This is a genomic window from Streptomyces sp. XD-27 (genome assembly GCF_030553055.1).
Taxonomy (GTDB): Bacteria; Actinomycetota; Actinomycetes; order Streptomycetales; family Streptomycetaceae; genus Streptomyces.
In genome coordinates this window covers 1225809-1252078 of the sequence record NZ_CP130713.1, presented here as the reverse complement: position 1 = coordinate 1252078, position 26270 = coordinate 1225809, and the positions used below count along the sequence as shown (strand labels likewise).

Below are 26270 nucleotides of genomic sequence, written 5' to 3'. Positions count from 1 at the left end.
CCGGAGGGCGGGACCGGCGGGCCACCGCTGGTCGGACTCAAACGTTCCCCGGCTTGAACACGTCCTGCTCGATCAGCAGCTTGTCGATCCGTGCCTTGTCCACCCGGTTGGTCACTTCCTCGACCTCCTGCCGGTCCCGCACGCACTTGGCTAGCGTGAAGCTGGACGTCACCACGAACACCAATCCGAGCGCGAGGAACCCCCGCTCCCAGGTCCCGAGCGGCAGCTTGACGATGCCGTACGCCACCGCGGCCAAGGAGATCCCGAACGAGATCGCGGCCTGGACGAAGAAAGCGGTGGTCGTCGGCCGCTGGATGGAAGGAGTTGTCATGCACGTAGGGTGCGCGCTCCGTGACGCAAGCACATGAGTACTCCTACTCAGACCGGCCTGAGCCCCCGCACGCGATCACCAAACGTGATCACCACACCTGATCTTTGCGGCACTCGCCCGAGAAGATCACGGCGCGCCCCCACCGCCACGAAGCACGACGACGGAGGTGGAGGCGACCACCCCTTGAAGTGCGGTATTGTTCTCATGCGCGGTCGGCGAGGGGAAAAACCCCGAGCCGAGCAAGCACCGGGACGTGGCGCAGTTTGGTAGCGCACTTGACTGGGGGTCAAGGGGTCGCAGGTTCAAATCCTGTCGTCCCGACGGTGCAGAGAACAGCCCGCTGATCAGGAAGAAATTCCAGGTCAGCGGGCTATTTTGCGTTACGGCCGCAAGATCATCTGACGATGCGTAGATGGCGCTGCGGGGCGGGCTCTGGGACCAGTTTGGGACCAACGGCCTTTTGACCGCCCGCGAGGTAGCTGCTCAGTGCAGCGCCGGCCAGGTGGATCGACCGCTTGCTGGGATGCAGGTAGCGCTGGGTGGTGGTGATCGATCCGTGCCCGGCGATCTTCTGCAGGACATGGATCGGAACCCCGGCGTCGGCCATCCATGTCAGGCCGGTGTGCCGCATGTCGTGGCGGCGCAGGTGCTCGTAGCCGAGCTTGAGGACGACCTCGTCCCAGTGGGTGGCGTCCCGCAGGACCGCGGTGGTGATCCGGCCCCCGCGCGGGCCGGTGAACAGGCGGGCCATGGGGTCGTGGCCCACTGCGTCCAGGCGTGCCGCGACCAGGGGCCGGATCTCCGGGATCAGCGGTACGGTGCGGCGGCGCTTGCCCTTGGTGCCCTTGTCGATGAGCCCGCCGGGTCCCGGTGTGGTCTGACGGCACACCTCCCAGGTCCAGGCGTCGCGGTCGATGTCCTGGACCCGGACCCCGGAGACCTCGCCGATCCGGGCCGCGGTGCAGCCGGCGAACCGGACGACGCTGCCCCAGCCCAGGAACTGGTCGGCCGAGCGTTCTACCAGCGCATCGGCGAGGGTCTCCAGCGCCTTGTAGTCCGGCAGCGCGAGGGAGCGGGGGTCATCGAGCTCGTCCTCGGCCTGCTGGTAGGTCCTCTGCCAGCCGGTGATCTGCGCCGGGTTGACCTCGATGATGCCGTCGCGCACCGCCTGCTGCATCACCCGGGCCAGGGGTGCGATGGTGTTCTTCACGCTGGAGCGGCCGTGTCCGTCGGCGATCCACCCGTAGACGGCGCGGTCGATCACGCCGTGGCTGACGGTGGGCACCTGCAGGTGGCCGAGGGTGGGGACCACGCGCAGCCGCCAGCCGGCGCCGTAGGGGTCCATGGTCTTGGCTTCCAGGCCGCGCATCGCCAAGTCCCAGTACTCATCGCCATACTCGGCCAGCGACATCGTCGCCATCGCAGGGGTGGCGCCACGGCTGGCGGCACGTACCATGCGATCGACCCATGCCTGTGCGGCGTCTTCGTCCGGCAGCATCTCCGAGCGCGAGAGCCGTTTCTTCGTCTCAGGGTCGAACCAGCGGACCCGGGCCCGGTGCGGGTTGGGGAAGCCGGCGCGGTACTCCACGTCGACCGTCAGTTTCACGCCTATCGGTGGCGTCTGCTGCGCCATCAGGCCGCCTTCGCGGGCTCGACGCGGCGGTCGGTCAGCCACTGCTGGACATCGATGGCGCTGTAGAGGATGTGCCGCCCGGACATCACGATGAAAGGCGGGCATTGCGGGGGCTTCACGGTGCGCCAGCGGCGCACCCTGGAGGGGTCAACCTTCAGGAGTCGGGCAAGTTCATTGGTGCTGTAGGTGTCGCCTGCCAACAGCTCGGAGGAGGCGGCGGTTGCGGTTATAGCGGGTGGTGCGGTGTGGGGCATGTACGTCCTGTGTGCGGAATTCTGGCTCTGCAATGTGGTGAATCGCTGACATTGGCATTTGCGGGTGCACGACACAGCATCGGAGCACTTTGGGGGAGCGGTTTTTCTTGCCTGGGGAGGCTCGGATATCACGGCACCGCCGACCTGGATATGCAGCTGTGCTCGGAACCAGGTCCTTGGAATGGTCCGGGACCGGGTCTAGCTCGGCTACGGTGCGGCGTATCAGCGGCTCATCCGGCGTCAGCTCGTCGAGCAGGCGGGTGGTGGCGTGTGCAGTTGTTGTCTGGTCTTGTGCTGCCTTTCGACGTATTGGTCAGGGACTGACGGCGGACCATCTATGATGCGGCGGATCCCCGGTTTCGCTAACCGGGGATCCCGTGCTATAAGCGCCGAGCCGGTACGCAGGAAGAGGGGGAAGGATCATGAGCACGCCTGTATTCCGGGCGTCCACCCTCATGGCAGGGAAGAGCCCGCAGGGAACGAGTGTCCTGATCTCCGGCGCCTCGGGCGGACGGTCCCTACGATGTGTCCGTGAGGAATACCAAGGCGTTCAAGGAAGCTGTGGCGAAGACTCTCTCGGAGCTTGCCCGCCGCGGCGTGACCGCCCGTCCGGGCGCGGTCGCGGACACCATCGAACAGAACATGCGCAAGGTCGCCGAGCAGCTGGGCATTCAGGGGCGTTCCGTCTGGAGTTACTTCGACGCAGCGGCGCTCGCGGACCGTATCGCCCAGCAGCAACGAGAGTTCGAAGAGAGCAGCGCCGAGGCCGGCGTGGGCAAGGCGCCGATGCCACCCGTCGACAATCCTGAGCTGGCTGTCATCCTTGCTGGTGTTCCGGACGCGCTGGAACAGACCGGCGGTGACTTGTATGGCGTCATCGTCAACGTCGCTGTGAACGCGTGGATGGCAGGCCACATCCATGGCGAGGACGGTTGCTCGGGATGCAAGGACAGTCGAGGCCCTGCCGGTCACAACTGGCAGGCTCGGATGCAGGCCATCACCTCTATGCAGCCCGACATCACCAAATGGTTCGACCGTGACGTGTGGACCGCCGCACTCCGCGACACCGGTTACAGCGTCACCCGCAGCTGACGGCGGCACGGCCCGTAGGGCGTGTCTGATGGGGTCGGTGACGGCTAGCATCGTGGATCGCGACGCCTATAGCGACACCGAGTTCGCCAACGAGGACGAAGAGCCCGAGGGCCAGATCCTCGCCCGCTCCCTGCGCCTGTCTCTCGACGGCGACGCCGCGATCATGCTTCTCGCCCCCGAGGACGTCTACGGAGCGGACGAGGCCGGCCGGGTGGCTTGAGGTCCGTGATGAGGCACTGCTGTGACAGCGTCATGTCGTGGTGCGTCAGAGCCGCCCTGGGGCGCGGTGCGACGTAGCTGCGGGCCGTGGGGTGATGTGTGGATGTGACGGTGCCGGACACGTCGCAAGGACGCGTGCGACCTGCGATGACGCATCGGACGCATCATTTTTCGGCCCCCGGCCTGAGGGCCGCCCATAGTTCTACGCGTGCGGGTGTAGCCGAGTCGGCCGCGCCGACGAATCGAATCGCGTACCTTATGCGATATGAATGCGACGCCTCCCGTCGGCGACCAGATCACCGCCACGGACCTGAACCGCGCCTTCCCCGAGCGGATTCGGGCCGCGAGCGAGGGGCGCCCCCAGCACGTCAGCCGCAACGGCCGACCCGCTGTGATCATCGTCAGCGCGACCCAATACGCGGAGTCCGTGATCGAGAGCGGCCCCTGCCCGGCGGAGAGCAGCGGTACACCCTGACCCAGGCAAAGCACGCCATGGGGACGATCATTCAGGACGTGCGCGAACTGCGGTGCGCTGCGCTCCTGGTGAAGCGCGGAAGGCCGATTGTGGCCGCTGTCCCGGCCGAGCGATTCAGCGTCTGACCCGTCTTCAACTGCGCCCCCGGCTTTGCCGCCGGGGGCGCAGTGCCGCTTCCGCTGCATAGGGTCACGAATGGATAACATTCAATGGTGAATCGCGTAAGGTGCGCGATTTGTGGTTTGCGTCTGAAGTGTGCCGCCCGACCCCGGTCAAGCGGGCCGCGGCGGTGGAGGGCTGGCGCGGGGCCCAGGAGGTGGCCGCCCGCCGTCACCGCATCCAGCAGGTCCGTGCCCGCACCTAGCCGGTTCGACGGCGACTGGGAGGCCCCCGCGTCGACTCCATGGGCCGCGACAGGGCGGAGCGCATCTATGGCTCCGGCCCGGTGCGGCGCGCCCTTCAGCTCCAGCGGCGCCCGCAGCTCGCTGATGACCTACGGACGCCGGTAGGAGGCCGGGATGACCGAGGCAAGCACCCCCATCGAGCGGTCGGCCGGGGATGGCCGGAGCTGTCCGGCGTCGACCTGGCCTAAGTCGCGCTTCGCACCGCCCGCGAAGCGGCGAAGGAGCGCGGCGCCACCCGAAGCCCGCCCGCCGCGCCATCGCCGTGATCGGGGCGTACGGCGCGACGGCCGGGACCCGCAGGCGTTCGCCGCCGTGCTCCAGGGCCTTGATGGTCGACCGTGCCTGGGGGCTCCTGGCGGCACGGTGCTGGACCTTCGGTCGGACTCCCGCGTACGCCACGCAGTTCCGGCTGATAAGCGCCTGGATCGTCGCCGCGGCGAAGGAGGTGGCCGGCACCGGCGCGGTCCGCAGGATCCGAGTGGCGATTACAGGTAATGTCGGCTCCCTCTGGGCTAGATCCAGAGGGATCGCCGTGAGCGAGGCCATGGCGGGGCGGAGGGCAGCAGGCGGGCAGGAGCCGAAGGAGACTATGTCGCCTCTTTGCCGACTCGCGACCCTGAGGTGAGTGCACTCAAGTTGACTGTGAAGAGTTGTCCCCTGAGGGCTGGCAGTCCCACCCTCGGCGAAGGGGCAGAGTCGCGGATGCGCTTGTGGTGCGCGTTATGTGCGTTACGGGCGATATCTTGACGCTGAGATGACGCTCGTTTGACGCACGCTCGACGCTTGTTCTGGCGAGTCGTCAGGCATAGACGGAGCCGCCCGCTGTCCCGAGCGATTCGGGACAGCGGGCGGCTCCGTTGCGCTTTAGCGGGCCCCTCTGCGGCTACCTGCGTCCCGGGCGTGGAATCCGCCGCGGCGGATGGCCTGAGGGCCTTACTGGGTGCTCTGCCGCAGCTGGGCGGCGATGGTTTCGCGGCCCGGTCGCCGACCGGAGGGGAGCGCGAAGACTGGCCCGTGTTCGCGCTCGCCCATGACCTCTCGGAGTAGCGTCGCTGCCTGCTCACTCAAGGGCACTGTGCGGCGCCGGCCCTTTGTGGCTTCGGGGAGCTCCTGTTCGCGGCGGTCGACGGTGACGTCTTCGACGTTGAGGGCGAGGGCGTCGTCGAGGCGCAGTTCGTTCTCCCAGAGGAGGAGTGCGAGCGCGCGGAGATGTGCTGGGATGTTCTCGTTGCTCGTGAACGCTGCGAGCTCCTGAGCCGAAGACAGTGCCTCACCGCTGGCGAGGTCCGTCCGGTGTCCTCGGCCCGGGCGGTTGTTTCGGGCTTCCTCGGGTTCGGTCTTGTCGTACAAGAGGGCTCCAGTTTCCAGGTCGCGGTCTACTGCCTCCAGCGAGGCGAGGAGGCGGCGCGCGTATGAGGGGCTGACGTTCCAGGCGGCGGCGCACTGCTGAGTGGTGGCGAGTGGCATGGCTCCCTCTGGACGGTGACTCGCAACGTATGCACGGGGTGTGCGTAAGTCAGCGGCAGGTGCACTGTGGCTGCTCCTGGCGGAGGAGCAGCCGCCGGTTTGTAGAGGCCGTCGCCGGGTCGGGAAATAATCCTGATGGGCTGTGGCGTTTTCCTCCGGCATCAAGATCGGGGAGGGAAAGGTGTCGGGCCTGAAGCTGTTCAACACGGAAAGCGGCGTGACCGAAGTCGCGCCGCGTCTTGCCGAGGTCGAGGCAGATGTGCAGGACCTCATCGAGACAAATATGGAGACGATGCTCGGGGTGCGCTTCTGGCGAGCGAGTACAGCACGGGGCCCGTCCACGGGGGCCGGATCGATTCGCTGGGCATCGACGAGAACGGCGCTCCGGTGATCGTCGAGCACAAGCGGAGTACCGACGCAGGCGTTTTCTCTGAACCGAGCTTCCCGTCTCTCATCCGTGAAGACCCTTGGGTGAAGACGCCGTGGAGCCGGGTTCGGCTACGAGGCTTCGCCTAACCGTCGGGGAACCCACCAGGTCGCCGATGCCCAGGGGCCGTTTCGATCGTCCAAGCCATCCGTGACCGCAAGGACAGTGAGCGGCCCCAATGACACGACCTCGGCTGATCTCGGCTCACCGTTTTCGATCTCAAGGAGGACCGTGGCATCGAAGCTGAATTCAATACCTGGAGTGAGAGATTTTGGAGCTGAAGGCTGCATGAAGCGTTCGAAATTTGCGGCCGCCTGCCATCTGAGTTGTGCGCTGACCCAGAGGCGGTCTCCGACCTTATAGGTCTCGGTCCTTTTCACGTCATGAGAGCCTAGGGCCACCGAGCCATAGGGAATAGCGGTGTAATTGGGATCCCTAGGGATCCGGGGCAACAGGCGGGCAAAGACATCCGCTTCCGTGAGTGCAATATGCACGGCGTAGACGACAACCGGCCCCTTGAGCATTCTGGCCAGCTCTGCTGGCTTCTGCGTCCGTTCGGCAAGTTCGCGCAGAAGCTGATCGATTCCACCGTGCAACAACCTCAGCCTCCCCGCGCCGCTGCCCAACTCTCGCTCCGCCTCCTCGCGCAGCACGGCGTGGAAGTCATCCTTGCCAAAATCTCCATCTTGCGAGACGAACCACACTGGGGCATCAGTCGAGCGTGCGCATTCCAGGAGTGTGAGCCAGATTGTGACGTCCCTGGCACCACGGGCCTTCATCGGTTTCCCGTTACCGACCTCCCAGACTTGTTCGGCCGGCGCGATCCTGTTTGCTTCTCGGCGTAGAGCTTCCTCAGCGGCTCCGGAAGGAGTTGGCAAGATCTTGAAACTCTTACCGAGGGCGGCCTGCTGTTTTGCGGCGGCTGCATCTGCGGAAAGCCTCTCAAGGGGTGGGACAACAGGTCTTGGTCGAATGCCTTATCGAGGGTGGCAAGTGCCTTGCGAGCCGTTGTGAGAGCCTGCTCCACTCGGTGTCGGTAGTGAGCGACATGCTCCACCACGACCATCTCCGGAATCGCCAAGCTTTGTTGCTGTAGCTCAGCAATTTTGCGAAGCATGCCCAGCACAGCGCCGTGCGGGAACGCCACATGTTCAAGCTGATTCGTATCGAGAACGATCAAGAGCGGTCTCCTGGAGTGGTACGAGCCGTGGTCTTCGCGAAGGGTGGCATGCCAAGGTCGACACCAATGCCGGTTGCGCACCGCCTGTTGAGTTGGGCGAGCTTGTCCTCGGCCCCGGCGAGACTAATACGAAGTCCTTCGACTTCCCCGAGCCATCCTTCACGGTCGGCTTCGGCGATACGGGCGAGGAGGTTGTCTCGGATCTCGACGAGTAGGTCACGCTGGGCCGGGTCGGGCCAGAGCATCGGACAGCGGACGCAAGCGTGTTCGTGGATGCAGGGCGTGCCGAAAGCGCGGCCGCATGCACCGATGGAGACCTTGCGTCGCTCGAAGTGGCCGAGGAACTCCTGCCATTCATCATCGGTGGGCACGCGGTATTCCTCGCTTGGGCGGAGGGACCGGCGGCGGGCTAGGAAGGCCATGTGTGCCTGGATCGCCTCCTCGGGGTAGACAGCCTTGTAGCCGAGAGTCACGTTGATGTCCTGGTGCCCGGCGATCACCTGGGCGATGTGCGGCGGCAGCCCGTTGAGGACAGCATCGGTGATGAACAGCCGTCGGAAGTCGTGTGGTGTGTAACGGAGCGGGGCGCCGGCGGCGTCGGTCAGACCGGTGTCGATGAGCGCCTGGTCCAGCATGGTGCGGACGGTTTCGTCGGTGAACGCCCGGTCCTCGCCGCAGATGCGCCGTTGGAACAGCAGTGGGGCGGGCTCCTGCCACACGCATTCGCCGCGGTCGTAGGAGGGGACCAGGGGAACGGCGCCGGTGGTGTTCCGGACTCGGCAGATGATCGCGCTGAGGACGTCGGCGAGCTCGGGGCTGACCAGCAGGAGCCGCTCGGTGTCCGTTTTGGACGGAACGATCTGCAGAAGGGGGACAAGTTCACCGGTCGTGGGCAGCCGGTATTGGACCAGGCTGTGGTGGCTGAGTTCCAGCAGCTCCTCGATGCGGATGCCGGTGGCCCGCAGGACCTCGACCACCGCCCAGGTCCAGAAGGCGCGCTCGTCCTCGAGTCCCAGATCGCGGCGTTTTCCGGTGTGTGGGTCCTCGGCCCAGATCCGGCCGGCCGTTCCGTGCGGGACCACGGCGCGTACGAGTTGCTGACCGGCAGCGGTGAATTCCTCGCCGGGGTCGGCATGGCGGGCTGCTTCCACTACCGCGGCGGCGTCCCTGCGGCGCTGGTCGACCGAGCGGACGAGGATGGGCAGGACAGGCAGGCGCTCGCGGGTGCGGGGCGTCCATCCTGGCTCTGCGCCGTCGTTGTATTTTGCGGTTCTCCAACTCGTCAGCCCTCACCGGGCTCGGTGCCACCCAAGGGCCCCAGCGGCCGGGGTCTTCCAGGGCCCACTGGGCGAGATCGAGGTAGAAGGCCCGCACCTGGGTGAGCGTGTCCCGGTGGTTGAGCCTCTCGACCTTGGTGCTCGTGCGGCGGCCGTCGGGGGTGGTGACGGTCTTGTCCTTGGTGCGGGTCCTCTGCTTCCACTGCCCGATGACGTCCGGGGCGAGGCGGAGGCTGTCGGCGTCGGGGTGGTGGTGCTCGATGTCCTGCCAGAAGCGTTTGCCGAGGTGGTAGGAGAGGGACTTCAAGCTGTTGTAGTCCAGCGCGGGCTGACGTTCACGGAGATAGTCCACCAGGAGGTCACGGACAGCACGGCAGCGCAGGCCATAGCGGTCGATCAGTTCTTCCGGGGTCCGTTGTCCCAGGTTGCGGACCTCGCGCAGATTCCGCGGGGCATCCTCTCCGAGGGCTCCGAACTGGTGAAGCAGGCGGTAGAACACCTCGGTCCCCGCCATCGCCCGCTTGAGCACCACGGCTTGGGTCTCAAGAAGTTCCAGGACGTCCCCGATGATGATGTCGGCGATCGTGCCGCCCTTCGCCGCGAGGATGAGGGCGCTGCGGCAGAGCGTTGTAGTGACGGCGCCCGGCCGCACGCCGTGAGCTTGAGCACCCAGCTCTCGCAAGCGCTCAAATCCGTCTGGGTCTCGGCTGTGTGCCATGGAGCGGACCAGCACTCCTTGGCGGCTGGCCCCGGCGGCCAGCCAGTCCACCGAAGGCCGCAGCAGCTCAGCACTGATCAGCGTCGTCAGGGCCCGGCCCACCACCGGCATGCGCCAGTCTGCCCTCAGGCCGCGCTCGTGAAGCCATTGCTTGATCACCGGCCGCCAGGCGGCACCGGCCTGCTCGATGCCGCTGGCCTTCCACCGCTCCTGCCAAGTCTGCCCGGGCTGATCTTCCAGCCAGTCCAGCACCATGACGATGCCGTGCTTGTGGTGCAGTTCGCTGCCGGCGTTCTCCAGCGTGTAGGGCGGCCGGGACAGCAGCCGGGCCGCCTCGGCGCGGGAGCGCTCGGTGCCCGGCCAGTTGTTGGGAACACTGCGGGCGGGGAAGCGCTGCCGGGCGACCATCGCGCAGGTGAATTGAGGCTCCAGTCCAGCAGCCGGTGTGCGGCGGCTGGCGCTCGGCGACGAGGTGATGGTCATCGGGCACCGGTTCCGAACAGCACATCGAGGCTTTCCGGCCGGTAGTCGGCTGCCGGAGGTGGAGCGATGCGGGCGGCTGCCTGCCGTGTCTGCTCAGCATGGTGGGCCAGCAGCCGCCGGATCACCACTTCCTTGCGAGGCGTGAGGTAAAGCTGTGTCGTGGTCAACTGAGCGTGTTCGAGGACGAATTGGACGTCGGTGAGGGGGAGGCTCGGGTCCTCGGCCATCCGGTACGCGGCGGTGTGACGCAGCGCGTGCAGCGTCGCGGACGTCCCCGCTTGGGCGTTCGCCCGCTCGAACATGCGATGAACCGCGTGGTAGGTCAGCGGCCTCGATGGGGAACGCAGGGTCCACCACAGCGGCAGGCGTCGCCCGCGCGGGATCGCGTTGTCCATCTCCAGCTGGTAGAGCCGCAGCCAGACGAACGCATCGGTCGAGGCGGGGAGTTCTTGGACCTCGCCGGTGCCCTTGCGGACCACCGAGATCAGCTGACGCCCCGGATCGGTACCGGCCTGCCAGGCGCTGAGCAGTTCGCTGGCACGCGCGCCGGTGGAGATGTAGAAGGCGACCAGGGCCCGGTCGCGGTGCGACGGGAGCCGGGCGAAGATCTCGTTAAACTCCTCGTCGGGGACGCTGCGGGGCACCCGCTTGGGCACTCTCGGCCGGTAGAGCCCGGTGCGTTCGTTGCGGGACGGGTCCATCGGGTTGTGGTGGGCGTGGGCCCGCCGACCGCGACGTGCTCGGTCCAGCGGGAACGGGTTGAGGACCGGTCCGGTGCCGATGTCGCGGTGGAAGTCGTAGAAACTCCGCAGCACTGTCTCACTGTGCGCTCGCACCGATGGTGCGTACGGCTTGCCACCTGCGGCCCACCGGCCCGCCTCGCTCGGGCGTCGCCAGTGCGGGCGCCTCGGCTGGCCGGCGACTTGAAGCCAGCGCGAGAAGTCCCTCGCCTCGAGTCGGCTCGCTCGGTCCCACGGCACCTTGACAGCCCAGAGGAAACGGAACCAGCGCAGCAGGTCCATCCCGTAGGAACGGGCCGTCGCCGCCGAGCGACCGGCTCCTTGCAGGTCCCGCAGGAATGCGCGCGCTCCTTCAACCGGCTCCCCGGCGGGGTCGATGAGCCGGTAGGGCTCCCACGGATCATCCATGGCCACCAGTTCCCCGACCAGAGGGACGGACAGGGCCGCCAGGTCTCGCGATGCCTCCATGGCCGACTCAACGACGCTTCCGCCAACAGGTCACTGACCTGCGGAAACTCCGCTACTAGTTCAGTCAACAGGTCCTGGTCGCGGTTGCGCTTGTATTCGACGATGACCGGCGTGCCGTTCTCGTCTAGCCCGAGGGAGTCGATCCGGTCTCCGTGATGGCCGGTGCCGTACTCAGTCGCCAGGAAGCGGATGCCGAGCATCGCCTCCATGTTGGCTTCGATCAGCCGCTGCAGCTCGACCTCCACCCTCACGGACGCCCCCGGCACCTCCGTCGCCTGCCCGCCTCTCACCCTGAAGACCTTCAGGTTGCTCATGAGCCCTCCCCACCCCACCTTGATCGCTGGAAGTAACAATCGAGGTCAGGGAGGCATTTATTCCACTAGGGGACCTTGACCAAGCGCGTCCTGGTCGAGATCGCGCGAGGGTGCGGGCGGAAGCCCGCACCGACTGGCCCCTGCCAAGATGTCCCTTCCGTAATCCGCTGACCACGGTGTCCGTGAGTCCTGAGGACTTGCAGCGGGCCGTAGCCAGGTCGGAGATACTGGTACTTGTGTGACCCCTGCGGCCTGACGCTATCCCTATGTGCCTGGGTGGTTACGCTCCGGCAGTGACGGTATTGGTTAAGGAGTCTGCCCAGGTGGCGACCGCGACGGAGTATCCGCAGGGATCGGCGAGCAGCACCCCGAATACGGCGGCCATTCCGCCGGTCCCAGAGCCGGGTCAGGTCGTAAAGGTCCGGGGCTCGACCTGGGCAGTGTCCGACATCCAGAAGCAGGGCCTTCCCCGTAGCCCTGCTGACGAGGGGCGCCGGGCCTGACGCATGTGGTCGGCCTGCAGTCGCTGGACGAGGACCGGCTCGGGCAGGAACTGACGGTGGTCTGGGAGCTGGAGGTCGGGCACACCGTCGCCCCGAACCAGGGCCTTCCGGAGACCGTGCGGGCGGAGGCGTTCGACGACCCGAATACTCTCGCCGCGTTCGTGGATGCGGTCCGCTGGGGCGCGGTCACTTCGGCGGACGCGAACTCTTATCAGGCCCCTTTCCGGAGCGGCGCCAATGTGGAGGCGTACCAGCTCGTGCCGCTCAGCCGTGCGCTGCAGTCGTCGCGTACGAACCTACTACTCGCGGACGATGTCGGTCTGGGCAAGACCATCGAGGCTGGCCTCGTCGTGCAGGAGCTGTTGCTGAGGCACCGTGCGCGATCCGTGGTGATCGTGTGCCCGCCGAGCCTGTCGCTGAAGTGGCAGGATGAGATGCGGGAGAAGTTCGGCCTCGACTTCGTCATCGTCAACAGTGAGCTGATGGCGAAGGTGCGGCGGAGCCACGGGCTCAACGCCAACCCGTTCCGGCTCTTCCCTCGCGTGATCGTGAGCATGGCGTGGCTGCCGTCGCTGCGGGCGCAGCGTTTGCTGCGTGACGTGCTGGCGGATGTGCGCAGCTCGGGGACGGCCAGGCGATACGCGTTTGATGTGCTGGTGGTCGACGAGGCGCACCACGTGGCGCCAGCCAGCCCGACGACGGCGCCGGGGCAGCGTGGCTACGCGGTGGACAGCAAGCGGACGACGGCGACGATGAGACTCGCGGAAGCGTGCGAGCACCGGCTGTTCCTGAGCGCGACGCCGCACAACGGCTATTCGGAGTCGTTCACCGCCTTGTTGGAGATGATCGACGGTCGCCGGTTCACTCGCGGCGCGAGCATCGATGAGCGCGCGCTGAAGGAGGTGATGGTGCGGTGGCTGAAGACCGATCTTCCGGACAAGGGGTTCAAGACCCGGAAGCTGGGGACCCTCCCGTTCACGCCGTCGGAGGAGGAGCAGCAGCAGTTCGCGCGGCTGGAGCGGCTGCTGGCGGATAGCGCCCGGGCGAACAGCAAGGGCTCGGGCGGCGACATCGTCGCGATGCTGTTGAAGAAGCGTTTCCTGTCCAGCCCGTGGTCCTTCGCCCGCACTCTTGAGCTGTACGAGGGCTCGGACGGGGGTGACCGGCAGCTTCGGATGGACGACGAAGACCAGTACTACACGGAGGTGCTGGGTAGCGGTCAGTCGGACGAGGAGGAGGGTGCGGCGGAGCACCCCGAGTTCACCGCGCTGCGCCACTCCAAGGGCTCAGACCCTCTGGTCGCGGCCACCAGCAGCGAGATCGCCTCGCTCATCGAGTGGGGGCGCCGGTATGAGCACAAGCCGGACTCCCGGCTGGAAGAACTGCTGACCTTCCTCGCCGCGGTCTGCCGTCCGGACGGCACCCACTGGACCAAGGAACGCGTCGTGGTGTTCACGGAGTACGCGGCCACCCTCGAATGGATCGAGCGCGTCCTGCGGCAGCGCGGCTACAACGACGTACTGGAGGTCATCCAGGGCTCGACCCCGACCGAGGAGCGAGAGAAGATCCGCGCCCGGTTTACCGAGAGCCCGGACAAGCACCCGGTCCGCGTCCTGCTCGCTACCGACTCCGCCGGCGAGGGCATCGACCTGCAGACCCACTGCCACCGACTGGTCAACTTCGACATCCCCTTCAACCCGTCCCGCCTGGAGCAGCGCATCGGCCGGATCGACCGGTACGGGCAGATCAAGAACCCGGAAATCGTCCACTTCGTACCGGTCTCCGGCTCCACGACATACGACGCCGACATGAAGTTCATGGGGATCATCGCGACCAAGGTCGGCCAGGCTACCGAGGACCTCGGCAAGGTCAACCAGGTCATCGACGCCGAGGTGCAGGAGCACTTCGCCCCCACCCGAACGACGCGTAAAGCCCGGCTGACCGCACCGGACGACGGCAACGAGGTGATCACCCGCGTGCTGGCCGGCGGGATGGAGCTGAACCGCCAGCTCACCCAGCTTTCGGAAACGTACGACGAGCACAAGGCCGCCATGCACCTCACGCCCGCGAACGCCCGCCGGGTGGTGGACACCGCGCTCACCCTGACCTCTCAGCCCCCGCTCGTCGAGATCGGCGACGACCGCACCGAGGCGCAGGTCTTCGAGATCCCGAACCTCGGCCGCTCCTGGCAGCCGGCCCTGCGCGGCCTGGACACCCGCCTGGAGCCGGGCGTCCCGCGCCCCATCACCTTCGACGACCAGGCTGCTCAGCAGCGCACCGACCTGGTCCACATCCACCTCGGGCATGCCCTCATGCAGCGCGCCACCCGCACCCTGCGCTCCGCGCTGTTCAGCACGGACTCCCCGGTACACCGGGTCACCGCCGTCATCGCCCCCGGCCTTCCCGAGTCCTGTGTGGCCGCCGTCTCCCGGCTTGTCTTGGTCGGACGCGGCGGGCTGCGACTCCACGAGGAGGTATTCCTCACCGGCGTCCGGCTACGCGGTCAGGCACTCGCCGAGTCCAAGGTCGAGCAGGTCCTCGACGAAACCCTCGACTCCGAGGATCTGCTCCTGGCCGATGAGAAGGTGCGTGCTCACCTCGCCGAGCAGTGGAACGACGACGGTTCCCGGCTGCGCACACGCCTGCTGACCGCAATGGAACGCAAGAGCGCCAGCCGCCAGGAGAAGGTCACCGAAGCGCTCACACAGCGCCGGGACTCCGACATCAAGCGTGCCCATGAGATCTTCGACGCCTTCCGGCTCAACCTGCGCGGGTCCCGCGACCGCCTGGAGCAGGCCATCCGCGCCGAGGAAGAGCTGTTGTTCACTGACGACCAGCAGAAGCAGCGACGCCGGGACCTGCACCACATGAACGAGCGCCTCGACAGCCTGGACGACGAGGAAGCGCGTGAGATCGCCTCGATCCAGGAGCGCTACAGCGACATCAGGCCCTATGTGTCTGCCGCCGCGGTCGTGTTCGCCCTCACCCCCGAAGACGCGAAGAACGGAATGGTCAAGGCATGAGCCGCCGCTACCCCCAGACCGCCGCCGACCTGCACCGCGCCTGGCTCGAACTCGTCGACGCGGACGGCCCGTTCCTCGCCGTCCCCGCCTTGGAGCGCGTCTACCCCCAGGGCATTCCCCAGCCCGACGCCCGGGCGCTCAACGCCATCAAGGACGCCAAGCCGGCCTTCGAGAAGGCATGGGAGAACTGGGACGAGCACCCGGGGGAGGAAGCCGCTCTCGCCCTGTACCGCGAGGCCCGCGACACCTGGGTCGACCTCGTCCTGCGCCAGGGGCTGCGCTGGGGCGCTTCCTACACAGTGCCCGCCCCAGCCGCCGCCGAGGTCCGCTCGCCCGACTACGCCGTCACCGTCCGCGCCGACGGCGCCCTCGTCCAAGGAGACACCACCGGGGCCCTCGTCCTGGTCACCGACCCCACGGACTCCCCGCGCGATCCGCTCACCGACGGCTGGTCGGCCAGCCCCATCGACCGCATGGAAGAGCTACTACGCGCCTCAGGTGTGCCCATCGGCGTCGTCACCGACGGCCGCTGGTGGGCGATCGTCAGTGCCCGGCCGCAAACCATGGTTGCCTCCGGCATCGTCGACGCCCAGACCTGGATCGAAGAGCCCCAGACCCGCAACGCCTTCATCGAACTCCTCCAGCGCCGCCGCCTGGTCGGCGGCAAGCAGCAGGACCGGCTGACGGAACTCTTCGGCGAGTCCGTCACCGCCGCCGAGAAGATCACCGAAGCGCTCGGCACACAGGTCCGCCGCGCAGTCGAACTCATCGTCCAGGCCCTGTCCGAAGGTGCCCTGGACGCACAGCGACGCGGCGAGCCCGACCCGCTGCCGGCGGCAAGGGGCGAGGTCTACGAGGCCGCCGTCACCGTCATGATGCGCGTCGTCTTCCTCCTCTTCGCCGAAGAGCGCGGGCTGCTGCCCCAGAGCCGCCTCTTCGCGATGGGATACGGCATCAGCGACGAACTCGACCTCCTCGACGCCCGCGAGAAGGAGGAGGGCGAACAGGCCCTCGACGCCACGTTCCTGACCTGGCACCGGCTCCTGGCCACCTCCCAGGCCCTGTACCGGGGCGCGAGCTTCGAGGACCTGCGCCTGCCCGAGTACGGCGGCTCCCTCTTCGACTCAGCCCGCTTCCCCTTCCTCACCGCCTGCGACTCCCAGGACACCCTGGCCATCATGGTCAGCGACCGCGTGATGCTCGAAGTCCTACGCGCCGTCCAGATCGCCCAGCTGCCCGGCGGAGCACGACGGATCTCCTTCCGCGACATCGACGTCGAACAGATTGGCTACATCTACGAGGGTCTGCTCGGCTACTCCTGCGAACCCGCCGAAGAGATCATCGTTGGCCTGACCGGCAGCGCGGGATCCGAACCCGAGATCCCCCTCGCCACCCTCGAAGAACTCAGCCACGCCAAGCGCACCGAGACCGCGCTGGCCGACGCGATCCTCGCCTGGATCAAGCAGCACCAGCCGGCCGCGAAACCGTCCAGCAAGGCCGCCCTCACCAAGGCGCTGAAGGCGGGCGACACCCTCGACGACACCGAGATCGCCCTGCGCGACGTCACCGACGACCCCGAACTGCGCGACCGGTTGCGCCCGTTCATCGGGATCATCCGCCGCGACCTGCGCAATCGACCTCTGGTGGTCGAGCCCGGTGGCGTTTTGCTGGTGGAGACCCCCTCGCGCGCCTCGGCGGGCGCGCACTACACGCCCCGCTCGCTGGCCGAGGAGGTCGTCCGGTACGCGCTGGAACCTCTCGTCTACTCGCCCGGACCACACCAGACCGCGGACCAGGACGCGTGGCGGCCGATCGACTCCGACCAGATCCTCGACCTGCGCATCGCCGACATCGCCTGCGGCTCGGGCGCCTTCCTCGTGGCCGCGGCACGGTACCTCGCTGCCCGGCTCGTCGAGGCGTGGCAGCGCGAGGGCGTGGCGTACGGAAGGACACCGCACGACCTGCACGTCCACGCGATAAGGACCGTCGTCGCGACCTGCCTGTACGGAGCCGACATCAATGGCATGGCCGTGGAGATGTGCAAGCTGTCGCTGTGGCTGGTGTCGCTGGACCCGAAGCTTCCGTTCTCGTTTGTTGATGACAAGGTGCTGCATGGCAACGCGTTGCTCGGTCTGACCGACGCCGACCAGCTGCGCCGCCTTCACATCGACCCCGCCGCGGCCGGCAACCAGTTCAGCATCTTCGCCCTGGACGTGGACGACATCCTGGACCAGGCCAGCCGTCTGCGCCGCCAGCTCGCCACCGAGGTCGACGACAGCGACCCGCAGCGCTCGGCTGCTACGAAGCGGCGGCAGTTCCGCCGGTACCAGGAGCTGACGGCTCAGCTCGCCGACGTCGCCGATGGGGTGATCGCGGCTGGGCTCCGCCTGGGCGGAAAACCCGGTAAGCAGTTGACGGCGGCGTACGAGAATCTATGCATCGCGGTCGAACGCGCCTATCCCGCCGGGGGTGAGGATGCGGACCGGACCATGCTCGAAGGTATCCAGGAGGCTGGGCTCACGCCGACGGTGAGGACGGATTACAAGCGATGGAAGCCGTTGCACTGGATCCTGGCTGTGCCGGATGTGATGGAGGGGGGCGGGTTCCATGCCATCATCGGTAACCCTCCCTTCCTGACAGCCACGAAGATCTCTCCAGCCGTTAGTTCGCAGGTGCGGGAATGGGCAATCTGGCAGATCGCGCGCGGTAAGAGCGGGAAAGCCGATCTTGTCGCCTACTTCTTCACGCGAGCGCTCCAGCTATTGTCTCGAAAAGGCGTTATCGGGTTGATTGGAACTAACAGCATCGCCCAGGTCGATACCCGGAAAGTTGGGCTGGCCACCCTACTGGAGAGCGGGATGGAGATTTACCGCGCGGTGCGGAGTCGACCCTGGCCCAGCGGTGATGTCTCCCTCGAATACGCCGTAGTCTGGGCGACGCGCCACACGCTTTCTCCTGCGGCTCAAAGGGTTTTGGACGAGAAGGACGTCAGCGCCATTTCTAGCCTCCTGGAGGCGACTAGTAGTAGCTTGGGAGATCCCCACCGGCTCGACGAGAACAAAGATCAAGCATTCCTCGGATGCAAGCTCCGGGCCGAGTTCGTGGTGGACCGCGACACCGGACTTCAGTGGATCCAGCGAGACCCGAATGCCGAACGGGTCGTGCGGCCCTATTTCACTGGCGATGACATCAACAAAATGGTCGAACTCGACAGCGAACGGATGGCAATTGATTTTACCGGTCTTTCGCAGGCAGAAGCGGCTAGTTTCACGGAACCCTTCGAATACCTGCGAAACGCAGTGCGCGTGCAGCGGCAGTCCGCAGGATCGGCGGGATCATGGGATAATTGGTGGAAATTGGATCGACCTGCGGATAGCATGCGATCTGCGACAAAGAAGTACCGCGAAGCATTGGCCTTTGCCGAGGTGTCGTCGACCATTATCCCAAGGCGCATTCAGCTAGGGCCACTCTTTAATCATAAAGTTGTGATCATTGCTACCGATTCCTACGCTGAGCAGGCTGTGTTGTCGTCGTCGGTCCACTGGCTGTGGGTGGCCCGGTACAGCAAAACCAATCGGGTGGACCCCAGCTATTCCCCCAGCGTGGCCTACGAGACCTTCCCACGGCCACTGCCGACCGTTGCTTTGGAGAAGCTGGGACGCATCCTGGAAGAGGTACGGCGCGAGATCATGACGCGCCGGAACGTTGGGCTCACGTCTCTGTACCGCCTCGTCAACAATAAGGGTCAAGTCGATGACGGCGACACCGATGTGGCTCGGATGCGGCAGCTCCATATTGAGTTGGACCAGACAGTGCTAGACGCCTACGGGTGGGGCGACCTCGCCCTGGATCACGGCTTCCACTCTTATCGACAAATGCCGCGTTGGACCGTCAGCCCGGCAGCCAGGGAGATGATCCTGGACCGACTCCTTGAAGAAAACCATCGCCGTGCCGCGAAACGCGCTGTCGGGCCCACCGGAACGCATGAAGCCAACGAGGAGGGGGACGCCGAGTGACCACATTCCAGCGCGGCAGCGCCCAGCCCGCAGCGAAACCCAGCGCCGCCCAGACCACACCCTTCAAACTCGCACTCGAACCCGACGACCGTTCCTGGACCGTCCGCGAGAACCTTGTCGACATCCTGGAGCGTGAGCTCCTCGGCCCGGCCAATGGCCCGGACGAGATCCTCGACGGTGTCCCCGACTCGGCGTATCTGATCGGCCGGATAGCGCCCGTACGGCTCACCGCTGGCCAGGACGACCCCGGCGAGGCGGGGTCGGACGACGCCGCGACCGACGTGGGCGACGCTGTGGATGCTGCCGAGAGCCGGGGGTGCCGCTTACCGCCGTCGACGACAGCAGCGCGAGTTCGGACGAGGACGAGGTCGAGGACCAGCCGCAGAAGCGTGGGCTGATGATTCCGGCGTCGATGGGGTTGCGCTTCCAGATCCCTGACGATCTGGACGAGTTCACCGTGACCGCCTCGTGGGGCACGTACGAGCCGGTGAAGGAGAAGCGCGGGGAGGGCACCGAAGACGGCGGGGGTGAGGGCGCGGCACCCGCTCCGGCTCTCCGTCGTTTCCAGCGCACCCCGCACGCCATAGCGAAGGCGATCAAGGTTGCCGACCTGAGGTCGTCCCGTACGACCGAGATCGTACTCAAGGACAAGGTCCTGCTTCGGGTGGATCGTTACGACGACTCCGAGCGTGGCTGCCGGCTGATCGAGGTGGCGTTGTGCAATGACCGGGAGACGCCTCGCAAGATCCCGGTCGAGGCGTGGCTGTACCAGACCAAGCTGTCGGTGTCGGCCGGTGGCGCTGAGGTGTTCCTGCCGGTCAATGACGTACTCCTGGACACGCGCGAGGAGCCGGACGACGAGCTGCGGCGGCTGCGGCTTCAGTACCGCAACCGTCTGGAGTTCGCCCATGGCCGGACCTGCTCGGTGGACTGGGAGGTAGCCGAGGGAGCGCGCAGGGCCAGTGAGGTGTGGACGACGTGGCTGCCGGTGAGCGAGACGCCGCAGACGGCCGCCGAGGAGATCGGCGCGGCCCTGCTGGACATGCGGAAGCTCCAGGAGGCGTCGACCGACGAGCTGCGTACGGGTCTTGAGCCGATCGTCGCGGGTTACACGGCCTGGCTGGACGGCGAGGAGCAGCGGGCCAAGGCTCTCCCGGAGCATCTGCGATCCGAGGGACTGGACGCAGTCACCGAGGCACGCCGGGTGCAACGCCAGCTTGAGGACGGTCTGAAGCATCTCCTCGGGGACGAGGAGGCATTGCGCTGCTTCCGGTTCATGAACCGAGTGATGGCCGATCAGCGCGTGCAGTCGCAGGTCGCAGAGCGGCGGGCGAGCAAGCCCGAGGAGAGCATCGATGAGGCCCGCAAGGCGATCCTCGCGGAGAAGGGGGCCTTGGCCCATTCGTGGCGTACCTTCCAGCTCGCCTTTGTACTCATGCAGTTGCCGTTGCTGTCCGATCCGGCGGCCGAGAAGCGGTCGGGAGATCTGGCCAAGGCGCAGCTGCTGTTCTTCCCGACTGGTGGTGGCAAGACGGAGGCGTATCTGGGTCTGGCCGCGTACACGTTCGCGATCCGTCGACGCCAGGGCGTCGTAGACGCCTTCGACGGTCCGCTGGACGGGCGGTCCGGGGTCGCCGTCCTCATGCGGTACACGCTGCGCCTGCTCACCGCCCAGCAGTTCCAGCGCGCCACCGCCCTGGTGTGCGCCGCGGAGCTGGCGCGGCGCGATGATGTGGCGACGTGGGGGGACGAGCCGTTCTGGATCGGGCTGTGGGTCGGTACCGATGTGAGCCCGAAGCGGTACGACGAGGCCGCCGAGCAGTTGCAGAAAGCCCATGGGGGCCGTGGCTATCGGCTGACGGTGCTGCAGATCCAGCGCTGCCCGTGGTGCGGGACGCGGGTCGAGGCGCGCGATGTGCGCACGGAGCCCGCGCTGCGCCGGGTGTACGTGTACTGCGGGGACGAGCTGGCCGACTGTCCGTTCGCCGACGGCGGTGAGGTCCCGGACGGGCTGCCGGTGCTCACAGTGGACGAGGAGATCTACCGGCTCGCGCCGGCGTTCGTCATCGCCACCGTGGACAAGTTCGCCCGCCTGGCGCGGGAAGGCGAGGCCGCCTCGCTGTTCGGGCACGTCTCGCGGCGCTGTGAACGGCACGGATACGTACATCCCGACTATCAGCAGTGCGACATCAAGGACGGCAGCAAGCATCCCAAGAAGGACGGCTGGCTGGCGGCCCCCGTTCACCCGGCCACGCGGCTGCGGCCCCCGGATCTGGTCATTCAGGACGAGTTGCACCTGATCACCGGGGCACTCGGCACGACGGTGGGCCTGTTCGAGGTGGCCATCGACGTGATGACCGACTGTCGGACGAAGGACGGGCGCCCGGTGCGTCCGCTGCTCGTCGCCTCCACGGCCACCGCCCGTAACGCGTCGGAGCAGGTGCGTGCGCTGTACGGGCGCGACGTCACCATCTTCCCGCCGCAGGTCCTGGACGCCGGGAACACGTACTTCTCCAAGGAGATCCCGGTCTCTGAGAAGCACCCGGGGCGCCGGTACGTCGGGATCAGCACGACCGGGGTGCGCTTGACCACGGCGGAGATCCGGGTCGCCGAGGTGCTCCTGGCCGGCGGGCAGCTGCTCCTCGACCGCTCCGGCAGCGTGGCCGATCCGTACATGAGCCTGGTCGGCTACTTCAGCGCCACCCGTGAACTCGCCGGCATGGCCCGGTACATGAGCGACGACATCCAGACCGCGCTCGCCAAGGGCCGCCCCTGGTCGAAGCTCCCCCGCCGCACCGGCACCGACTACGGTTCGCTGCACGTCGCCGAGCTGACCTCGCGCGTGGCCAGCGCGGACATCACCGCGACCCTGGACCAGATGGCGACGGCGTTCGACCCGGGCTTCGACTCCACCGCTGGCAAGCGGAACCGGCGCGCGCTGCGGGAGGCGAAGAAGCCGGAGCCCACGCGTGAGGTCAATCCGTACGACGTGGTCCTGGCCACCTCCATGCTCCAGGTGGGCGTGGACGTGACCCGCCTCGGGCTGATGCTCGTGGTCGGGCAGCCGAAGAACACCGCGGAGTACATCCAGGCGTCCTCCCGTGTCGGCCGTACGGCGGACCGGCCGGGTCTGGTAGTCGCGCTCGGGAACTGGGCGCGGCCGAGGGACCTCGCCCATTTCGAGCAGTTCCGCCACTACCACGAGACGTTCTACGCCCAGGTGGAGGCGCTGTCGGTGACCCCGTTCTCGGTGACCTCGCTGGAGCGCGGCCTGGACGGCGTGCTGGTCAGCGTCGCCCGTGTCCTGCAGGCGGCCAAGGCCAGCCAAGGGCTGTCCCCGGAGGGCGGGGCGGCCCGTATCGAGGCCGAGCAGCACTTCGCGGGCGAACTCGTCGACGCCCTCGTGCGTCGCGTCGCGCGAGCAGGCGACGAGGATGCCGCCACCCGCGCCCGCCTGCGCCTTGAGAACCGGCTCGACCAATGGGGCAAACGACGCAAGAGCCTCATGGAGGATCGTAAGTCGCTGGTGTACGAGAGGGTTCTGGACGACGGTCGGCACGACGCGCTGATGATGAGCGCGGAGAACGCCAAGGCGGGCATCGATACCCGTGATGCCGCGCCGTTCATCGTGGCGAACTCGATGCGCGAGGTGCAGCCGGAGATCAACCTCCTGGTGAGCCCGATCAAGGAGCGACTGGTGTACCGCGCACCCGGCCATGCCCCTCAGTGGAAGATGCCGGAGGACAACTCGTGAGTGACGAGACGCGCTTCGTCTACGACGTCGCCCGCGCCGTCGACCCGCTGGGCGACCTGGAGCAGGAGGCGGAGAAGGCGACCAAGCACAACCGTGCCAAGGTCGGCTCTGCCCGCCCCTCCTCCCTGCTGTACACCTACGGCCCCGGCGCGATCATGGACTTGCCGCAGTTCACGATCATGCCCACCGGCCTGGACGACTGGGACCGCATCTGGCGGCGCCGCGACTCCGCGCCCCCGCAGATCCACGCCCCGCGCCTGCGTGATGTGGTCCGGATGATGCTGCGTTCGCCCGACGTGCAGCTGCGGCCGTATCCCTGGCAGCCGAAGAAGCACAGCCGGTCCGCCGAAGGCAACGACCTCGGAGTGCCCTCCCGGGTCTTCCCACAATGGCTGCGGTGCACGGGCTGCGACATGCTCGGACTGCTTGCCCAGTTCGACTATCGCAACACGCACCCCTTCCGCACCGACCTGGCCGTCTTCGAGCACGCCAAGTGCACGGGCCGCGCGGGCGCCGGCACTCGTAAGCCGATGCGCCGCACCGCCATCCCGGCCCGGTATCTACTGGCCTGCGTCGACGGACACCTGGACGAGTTTCCGTACGACCTGTGGGTGCACCGCGGACAGCCGTGCAACCAGGCGCAGCTGCCCGCTCTGAAGATGGTCGACCGGACCGCCGGCAAGGGCGCCTCGGCAGTGATCCACTGCGCGTCCTGCGACATGCGGCGGCCCATGAACGAGGCCCAGGGCGAGGCCGGCAGGGCGAAACTCCCGCAGTGCCGCGGACGCCACCCCCACCTGGACGCCTTCGAGCCCAAGGGCTGCCGCAACGAGACCCGGCTGATGCTCGTCGGAGCATCCAACCTGTGGTTCCCGGCCACACAGTCGATCATCGTGATGCCGGAGTCCCAGGAGGAGGAGGCCAGCGACCTGGCCGACCGGGTCCGCACCGCGCTGGGCGACAAGCTCGCCAAGTACCGCGACAACCTGGACCTGATCCGGGACCTTCTCGGCATGGACGGCGGCGTCGACGTCACCGGCCTGTCCGACCACGACCTGGAGCAGGTCCTGCAGGCCGCCTCCGCCCCCATCGACACCCCGGAGGAACAGGAGGAGAAGCTCCGCGACTGGGACCCGGTCGACCTCCTCGTCCCCGAATGGCGTTACCTGCTGCGGGACATCGTCGGCACGCGCGTCGAGGACCCCAAGAGCGGGCTCACCCTCGCCACTCGTAATCGGGGTGACGCCTTGCAGTCTGAGATCACCCGTGTGCTCGCGGTCGAACGCCTCCGCAAGGTGAATGCCTTGGTCGGCTTCACCCGTATCGACGACATGGACCGCGTCGGCGACCTCCCGCGCCGCCTGGCCCCACTCACGCGTACGTCCCGGCCGAGTTGGACCGTGGCCACCGAGGACCGGGGCGAAGGCATCTTCCTCCAGCTCGACGAGAACGCCGTCGCCGCATGGGAGAAGCGCGTCCTGGACACCGACCTGTGGAAACTCCACCGCGAGGCGCACCGCAGGAACTTCGAGCGGCGCTTCTCCGACACAGCGGGCCAGATCGACCCCGACAGCCGACTGAAGCCCCCGCGCTACTGGCTCGTCCACACCCTCGCCCACATCCTCATCCGCGAACTCGCCCTGACCTGCGGCTACTCGGCCGCCAGCCTCAGCGAACGCCTCTACGCATGGCCCGCCGCCGAAGGCCGCGACCCCGCGGCCGGCCTTCTCATCTGCACCACCGCCTCAGACAGCGACGGCACCCTCGGCGGCCTCGTACAGCTCAGCGAGCCAACACGCCTCCAGCGGGTCGTCGGCAGTGCGCTGCGCAAGGCCGCACGCTGCTCCTCCGACCCCATCTGCTCCAAGCGCACCCCACAGGATCCCGAGGACTTCCTCCACGGCGCCGCCTGCCATTGCTGCGTCATGGCCTCGGAGACCTCCTGCGAGCGCGCCAACCGCTTCCTCGACCGTCGCTTCCTCCTTGACCTGCCCGGCAGCGACCTCGGCTTCTTCCAGGCCCATGACTGACACGGACGCGCCACGGCAGCTCGGTCGGCTCCTGACCGGAACCGAGGCCAAGGACATAGCGGACCGCCTTGCCGACGGCGACACCTTGACCACCGCGCTCAAGGTCGTCGCGGTCGGCCAGCGAGCAGAGGTCCGGCGGCTACTGGAGGCGGTGGCCCGAGACGCCGGAGCGACATGCCAGCAGGTTCTCGTCCTGCGGGCGATCGAGGGGGCACGGGCACTGCCGACCACCCTGTCACCGCTGTGGACCATGCCCGGACACCTGGCCCAGAGCGGGCCGCTCACCACTTCAGTCACCCGCCTCGTGGACAGCGCCCGCCACGCGATCACCTGCTCGACCTTCAACTTCCAGCGCAGCTCGGCGCTCTGGGCGTCACTGCGGACGGCCGCACAGCGCGACGGCGTTGCCGTCCGCGTCTACATGGACACCCGGGCCGCCGACGGCAGCGGACAACACTGGTCCCCGTCGACCACAGAGGTAGCCGCGCACCTGGCTCCGGCCGAGGTATGGCGGACCAAGGAATTCGACGGCGAGTACGTCCGCAATCACGCCAAGTTCCTCGCCATCGACCATCACCTCCTTCTGGTCACCAGCGCGAACTTCTCCCGGAGCGCAGAGCACAACAACGTCGAGTTCGGCGTCCTCATCGACAACCCGAACCTCACCGAAGCCGTCGAGCGCGAGCTGCGGGAGGCAGAGGGGGCCCTATACGAACAGATCTCCTGACGCGCCCGGTCCTGGGCGCCCGCCAGCCGGGGGTCGGGCCTGCCGGAAGAGGCCAGGGAGGGAGCGGCGCGGGGCACCGCATGTTGTGGCCTTGTTCGAAACCGACAACCAGGGCCCGGGTGAGGGGCTGATGTCGCGGCCTGGAGCTGAGGCATCACGGAAGACGACAGGGGGAGCACAAGGGGAGCGCGGACGCTTTTGGACGGTGCATCACCGGGCGTGCGTGGAAACCTGGGTGATGCGACGGTCGGCGATTCGGACTCGCCTACCGCATCGGGCATCATGAGGCGGCAGCCCGTATCGGGCCTCTCACATGCCTCTCACGGATTGCGTGTCACGAGGCAGCAGTGCGCAGCTCGGCCGGTGGATGAAACAGGCCCTGGCCCATGGACTATGGACATTGCGGACTGCCCATCACCCTTGTTCGAACACTGGGGGTCAAGGGGTCGCAGGTTCAAATCCTGTCGTCCCGACGGTGTAGTCGCAGGTCAGAGGCCGTTTCCGATCATCGGGAGCGGCCTTTGGCGTGCACGTGTTTGCTCCCACGTGGGAGCCCTCTGGGAGCGCTCGTGCTCCCATGCTCCCAAGACGTCAATCGTGCCCATTTTGTCCGTCGCTCGATCCGGTCGATGTGCCCGGCGGATCGCGGCGGTAGGGCGCGGTCGTCAACCGTACGCTGTCGCTGTCGTCCGTTCGTGATGGGCGGATATGGGTGCGGCGTGACTGCCGGGAGTC

The 26270-nt window shown here is 67.2% G+C and carries 18 protein-coding genes, 1 tRNA gene and 1 pseudogene; 11 read left to right on the top strand and 9 right to left on the bottom strand.

What is annotated here, in order from left to right:
• Nucleotides 1-37: 37 nt before the first annotated feature.
• Nucleotides 38-331, bottom strand: a complete 294-nt coding sequence (locus tag Q3Y56_RS05345) for a YiaA/YiaB family inner membrane protein (RefSeq protein WP_304460810.1) — start codon at nucleotides 329-331, stop codon at nucleotides 38-40.
• Between the two features lie 247 nt (nucleotides 332-578).
• Here Q3Y56_RS05345 and Q3Y56_RS05340 point away from each other — a divergent pair.
• Nucleotides 579-652: transfer RNA gene (locus Q3Y56_RS05340), tRNA-Pro, on the top strand.
• 73 nt (nucleotides 653-725) lie between these two features.
• Here Q3Y56_RS05340 and Q3Y56_RS05335 read toward each other — a convergent pair.
• Both Q3Y56_RS05335 and Q3Y56_RS05330 read right to left on the bottom strand, forming a co-directional pair.
• Complete coding sequence (locus Q3Y56_RS05335; protein WP_304460809.1) at nucleotides 726-1964, bottom strand: site-specific integrase; 1239 nt, start codon at nucleotides 1962-1964, stop codon at nucleotides 726-728.
• Complete coding sequence (locus tag Q3Y56_RS05330) at nucleotides 1964-2218, bottom strand: helix-turn-helix domain-containing protein (protein ID WP_304460808.1); 255 nt, start codon at nucleotides 2216-2218, stop codon at nucleotides 1964-1966. Before Q3Y56_RS05330 ends, Q3Y56_RS05335 begins: the two co-directional genes overlap by 1 nt.
• A gap of 531 nt (nucleotides 2219-2749) precedes the next feature.
• Here Q3Y56_RS05330 and Q3Y56_RS05325 point away from each other — a divergent pair.
• The 3 genes from Q3Y56_RS05325 (at nucleotide 2750) to Q3Y56_RS05315 (ending at nucleotide 4004) form a co-directional block, all read left to right on the top strand.
• Nucleotides 2750-3310 (top strand): hypothetical protein, encoded by a 561-nt coding sequence (locus tag Q3Y56_RS05325; protein WP_304460807.1) that lies wholly within the window; start codon nucleotides 2750-2752, stop codon nucleotides 3308-3310.
• Nucleotides 3311-3347: 37 nt separating this feature from the next.
• A complete protein-coding gene (locus tag Q3Y56_RS05320; RefSeq protein ID WP_304460806.1) occupies nucleotides 3348-3530 on the top strand; it encodes a hypothetical protein in 183 nt (60 codons plus the stop codon).
• A gap of 264 nt (nucleotides 3531-3794) precedes the next feature.
• Nucleotides 3795-4004 (top strand): type II toxin-antitoxin system prevent-host-death family antitoxin, encoded by a 210-nt coding sequence (locus tag Q3Y56_RS05315; RefSeq protein ID WP_304460805.1) that lies wholly within the window; start codon nucleotides 3795-3797, stop codon nucleotides 4002-4004.
• A 1337-nt stretch (nucleotides 4005-5341) separates the two neighbouring features.
• Here the strand turns inward: Q3Y56_RS05315 and Q3Y56_RS05310 are convergent.
• Complete coding sequence (locus Q3Y56_RS05310) at nucleotides 5342-5875, bottom strand: tyrosine-type recombinase/integrase (RefSeq protein WP_304460804.1); 534 nt, start codon at nucleotides 5873-5875, stop codon at nucleotides 5342-5344.
• 181 nt (nucleotides 5876-6056) lie between these two features.
• On the opposite strand from Q3Y56_RS05310, the pseudogene Q3Y56_RS05305 reads away from it, so the two are divergent.
• Nucleotides 6057-6310 (top strand): annotated as a pseudogene (locus Q3Y56_RS05305) (transporter); the annotation flags it as partial.
• 63 nt (nucleotides 6311-6373) lie between these two features.
• Here Q3Y56_RS05305 and Q3Y56_RS05300 read toward each other — a convergent pair.
• The 5 genes from Q3Y56_RS05300 to Q3Y56_RS05280 are packed head-to-tail and all read right to left on the bottom strand — an operon-like array spanning nucleotide 6374 to nucleotide 11168.
• Nucleotides 6374-7180, bottom strand: coding sequence for a hypothetical protein (locus tag Q3Y56_RS05300; RefSeq protein ID WP_369696711.1), 807 nt, complete (start codon nucleotides 7178-7180; stop codon nucleotides 6374-6376).
• Nucleotides 7078-7482 carry a hypothetical protein gene (locus Q3Y56_RS05295; protein ID WP_304460802.1) on the bottom strand — a complete coding sequence of 135 codons (405 nt, stop codon included), beginning with the start codon at nucleotides 7480-7482 and terminating at the stop codon, nucleotides 7078-7080. The genes Q3Y56_RS05300 and Q3Y56_RS05295 overlap by 103 nt, the downstream gene beginning before the upstream one ends.
• Entirely contained in the window at nucleotides 7479-8459 is a 981-nt protein-coding gene (locus Q3Y56_RS05290; protein WP_304460801.1) for a site-specific integrase, read from the bottom strand. Before Q3Y56_RS05290 ends, Q3Y56_RS05295 begins: the two co-directional genes overlap by 4 nt.
• A complete protein-coding gene (locus Q3Y56_RS05285; protein WP_304460800.1) occupies nucleotides 8362-9960 on the bottom strand; it encodes a hypothetical protein in 1599 nt (532 codons plus the stop codon). The genes Q3Y56_RS05290 and Q3Y56_RS05285 overlap by 98 nt, the downstream gene beginning before the upstream one ends.
• Entirely contained in the window at nucleotides 9957-11168 is a 1212-nt protein-coding gene (locus Q3Y56_RS05280) for a site-specific integrase (protein WP_304460799.1), read from the bottom strand. The genes Q3Y56_RS05285 and Q3Y56_RS05280 overlap by 4 nt, the downstream gene beginning before the upstream one ends.
• A gap of 822 nt (nucleotides 11169-11990) precedes the next feature.
• Between Q3Y56_RS05280 and drmD the strand changes: the two genes are divergently transcribed.
• From drmD to drmC, 6 genes are read left to right on the top strand one after another with little or no spacing between them, the layout of a single operon-like run.
• The gene (drmD, locus tag Q3Y56_RS05270) at nucleotides 11991-15008 is read left to right on the top strand and encodes a DISARM system SNF2-like helicase DrmD (protein ID WP_304460798.1); all 3018 of its coding nucleotides are present in this window, start codon (nucleotides 11991-11993) and stop codon (nucleotides 15006-15008) included.
• Nucleotides 15005-19024 carry a DNA methyltransferase gene (locus Q3Y56_RS05265; RefSeq protein ID WP_304460797.1) on the top strand — a complete coding sequence of 1340 codons (4020 nt, stop codon included), beginning with the start codon at nucleotides 15005-15007 and terminating at the stop codon, nucleotides 19022-19024. Before drmD ends, Q3Y56_RS05265 begins: the two co-directional genes overlap by 4 nt.
• A complete protein-coding gene (locus tag Q3Y56_RS05260) occupies nucleotides 19021-19422 on the top strand; it encodes a hypothetical protein (protein ID WP_304460796.1) in 402 nt (133 codons plus the stop codon). Before Q3Y56_RS05265 ends, Q3Y56_RS05260 begins: the two co-directional genes overlap by 4 nt.
• Complete coding sequence (drmA, locus tag Q3Y56_RS05255; RefSeq protein WP_304460795.1) at nucleotides 19341-22778, top strand: DISARM system helicase DrmA; 3438 nt, start codon at nucleotides 19341-19343, stop codon at nucleotides 22776-22778. The genes Q3Y56_RS05260 and drmA overlap by 82 nt, the downstream gene beginning before the upstream one ends.
• Nucleotides 22775-24808, top strand: coding sequence for a DUF1998 domain-containing protein (gene drmB, locus Q3Y56_RS05250; RefSeq protein WP_304460794.1), 2034 nt, complete (start codon nucleotides 22775-22777; stop codon nucleotides 24806-24808). The genes drmA and drmB overlap by 4 nt, the downstream gene beginning before the upstream one ends.
• The gene (gene drmC, locus Q3Y56_RS05245) at nucleotides 24801-25535 is read left to right on the top strand and encodes a DISARM system phospholipase D-like protein DrmC (RefSeq protein WP_304460793.1); all 735 of its coding nucleotides are present in this window, start codon (nucleotides 24801-24803) and stop codon (nucleotides 25533-25535) included. Before drmB ends, drmC begins: the two co-directional genes overlap by 8 nt.
• Nucleotides 25536-26270 lie beyond the last annotated feature (735 nt).

What these genes read in the sequence shown, in the direction of transcription:
- Q3Y56_RS05335 (WP_304460809.1), bottom strand. Translation starts at nt 1,964, where the DNA reads ATGGCGCAGCAGACGCCACCGATAGGCGTGAAACTGACGGTCGACGTG.
- Q3Y56_RS05265 (WP_304460797.1), top strand. Translation starts at nt 15,005, where the DNA reads ATGAGCCGCCGCTACCCCCAGACCGCCGCCGACCTGCACCGCGCCTGG.
- drmC (WP_304460793.1), top strand. Translation starts at nt 24,801, where the DNA reads ATGACTGACACGGACGCGCCACGGCAGCTCGGTCGGCTCCTGACCGGA.
- Q3Y56_RS05280 (WP_304460799.1), bottom strand. Translation starts at nt 11,168, where the DNA reads ATGGAGGCATCGCGAGACCTGGCGGCCCTGTCCGTCCCTCTGGTCGGG.
- Q3Y56_RS05285 (WP_304460800.1), bottom strand. Translation starts at nt 9,960, where the DNA reads ATGACCATCACCTCGTCGCCGAGCGCCAGCCGCCGCACACCGGCTGCT.
- Q3Y56_RS05330 (WP_304460808.1), bottom strand. Translation starts at nt 2,218, where the DNA reads ATGCCCCACACCGCACCACCCGCTATAACCGCAACCGCCGCCTCCTCC.
- Q3Y56_RS05310 (WP_304460804.1), bottom strand. Translation starts at nt 5,875, where the DNA reads ATGCCACTCGCCACCACTCAGCAGTGCGCCGCCGCCTGGAACGTCAGC.
- Q3Y56_RS05345 (WP_304460810.1), bottom strand. Translation starts at nt 331, where the DNA reads ATGACAACTCCTTCCATCCAGCGGCCGACGACCACCGCTTTCTTCGTC.
- Q3Y56_RS05315 (WP_304460805.1), top strand. Translation starts at nt 3,795, where the DNA reads ATGAATGCGACGCCTCCCGTCGGCGACCAGATCACCGCCACGGACCTG.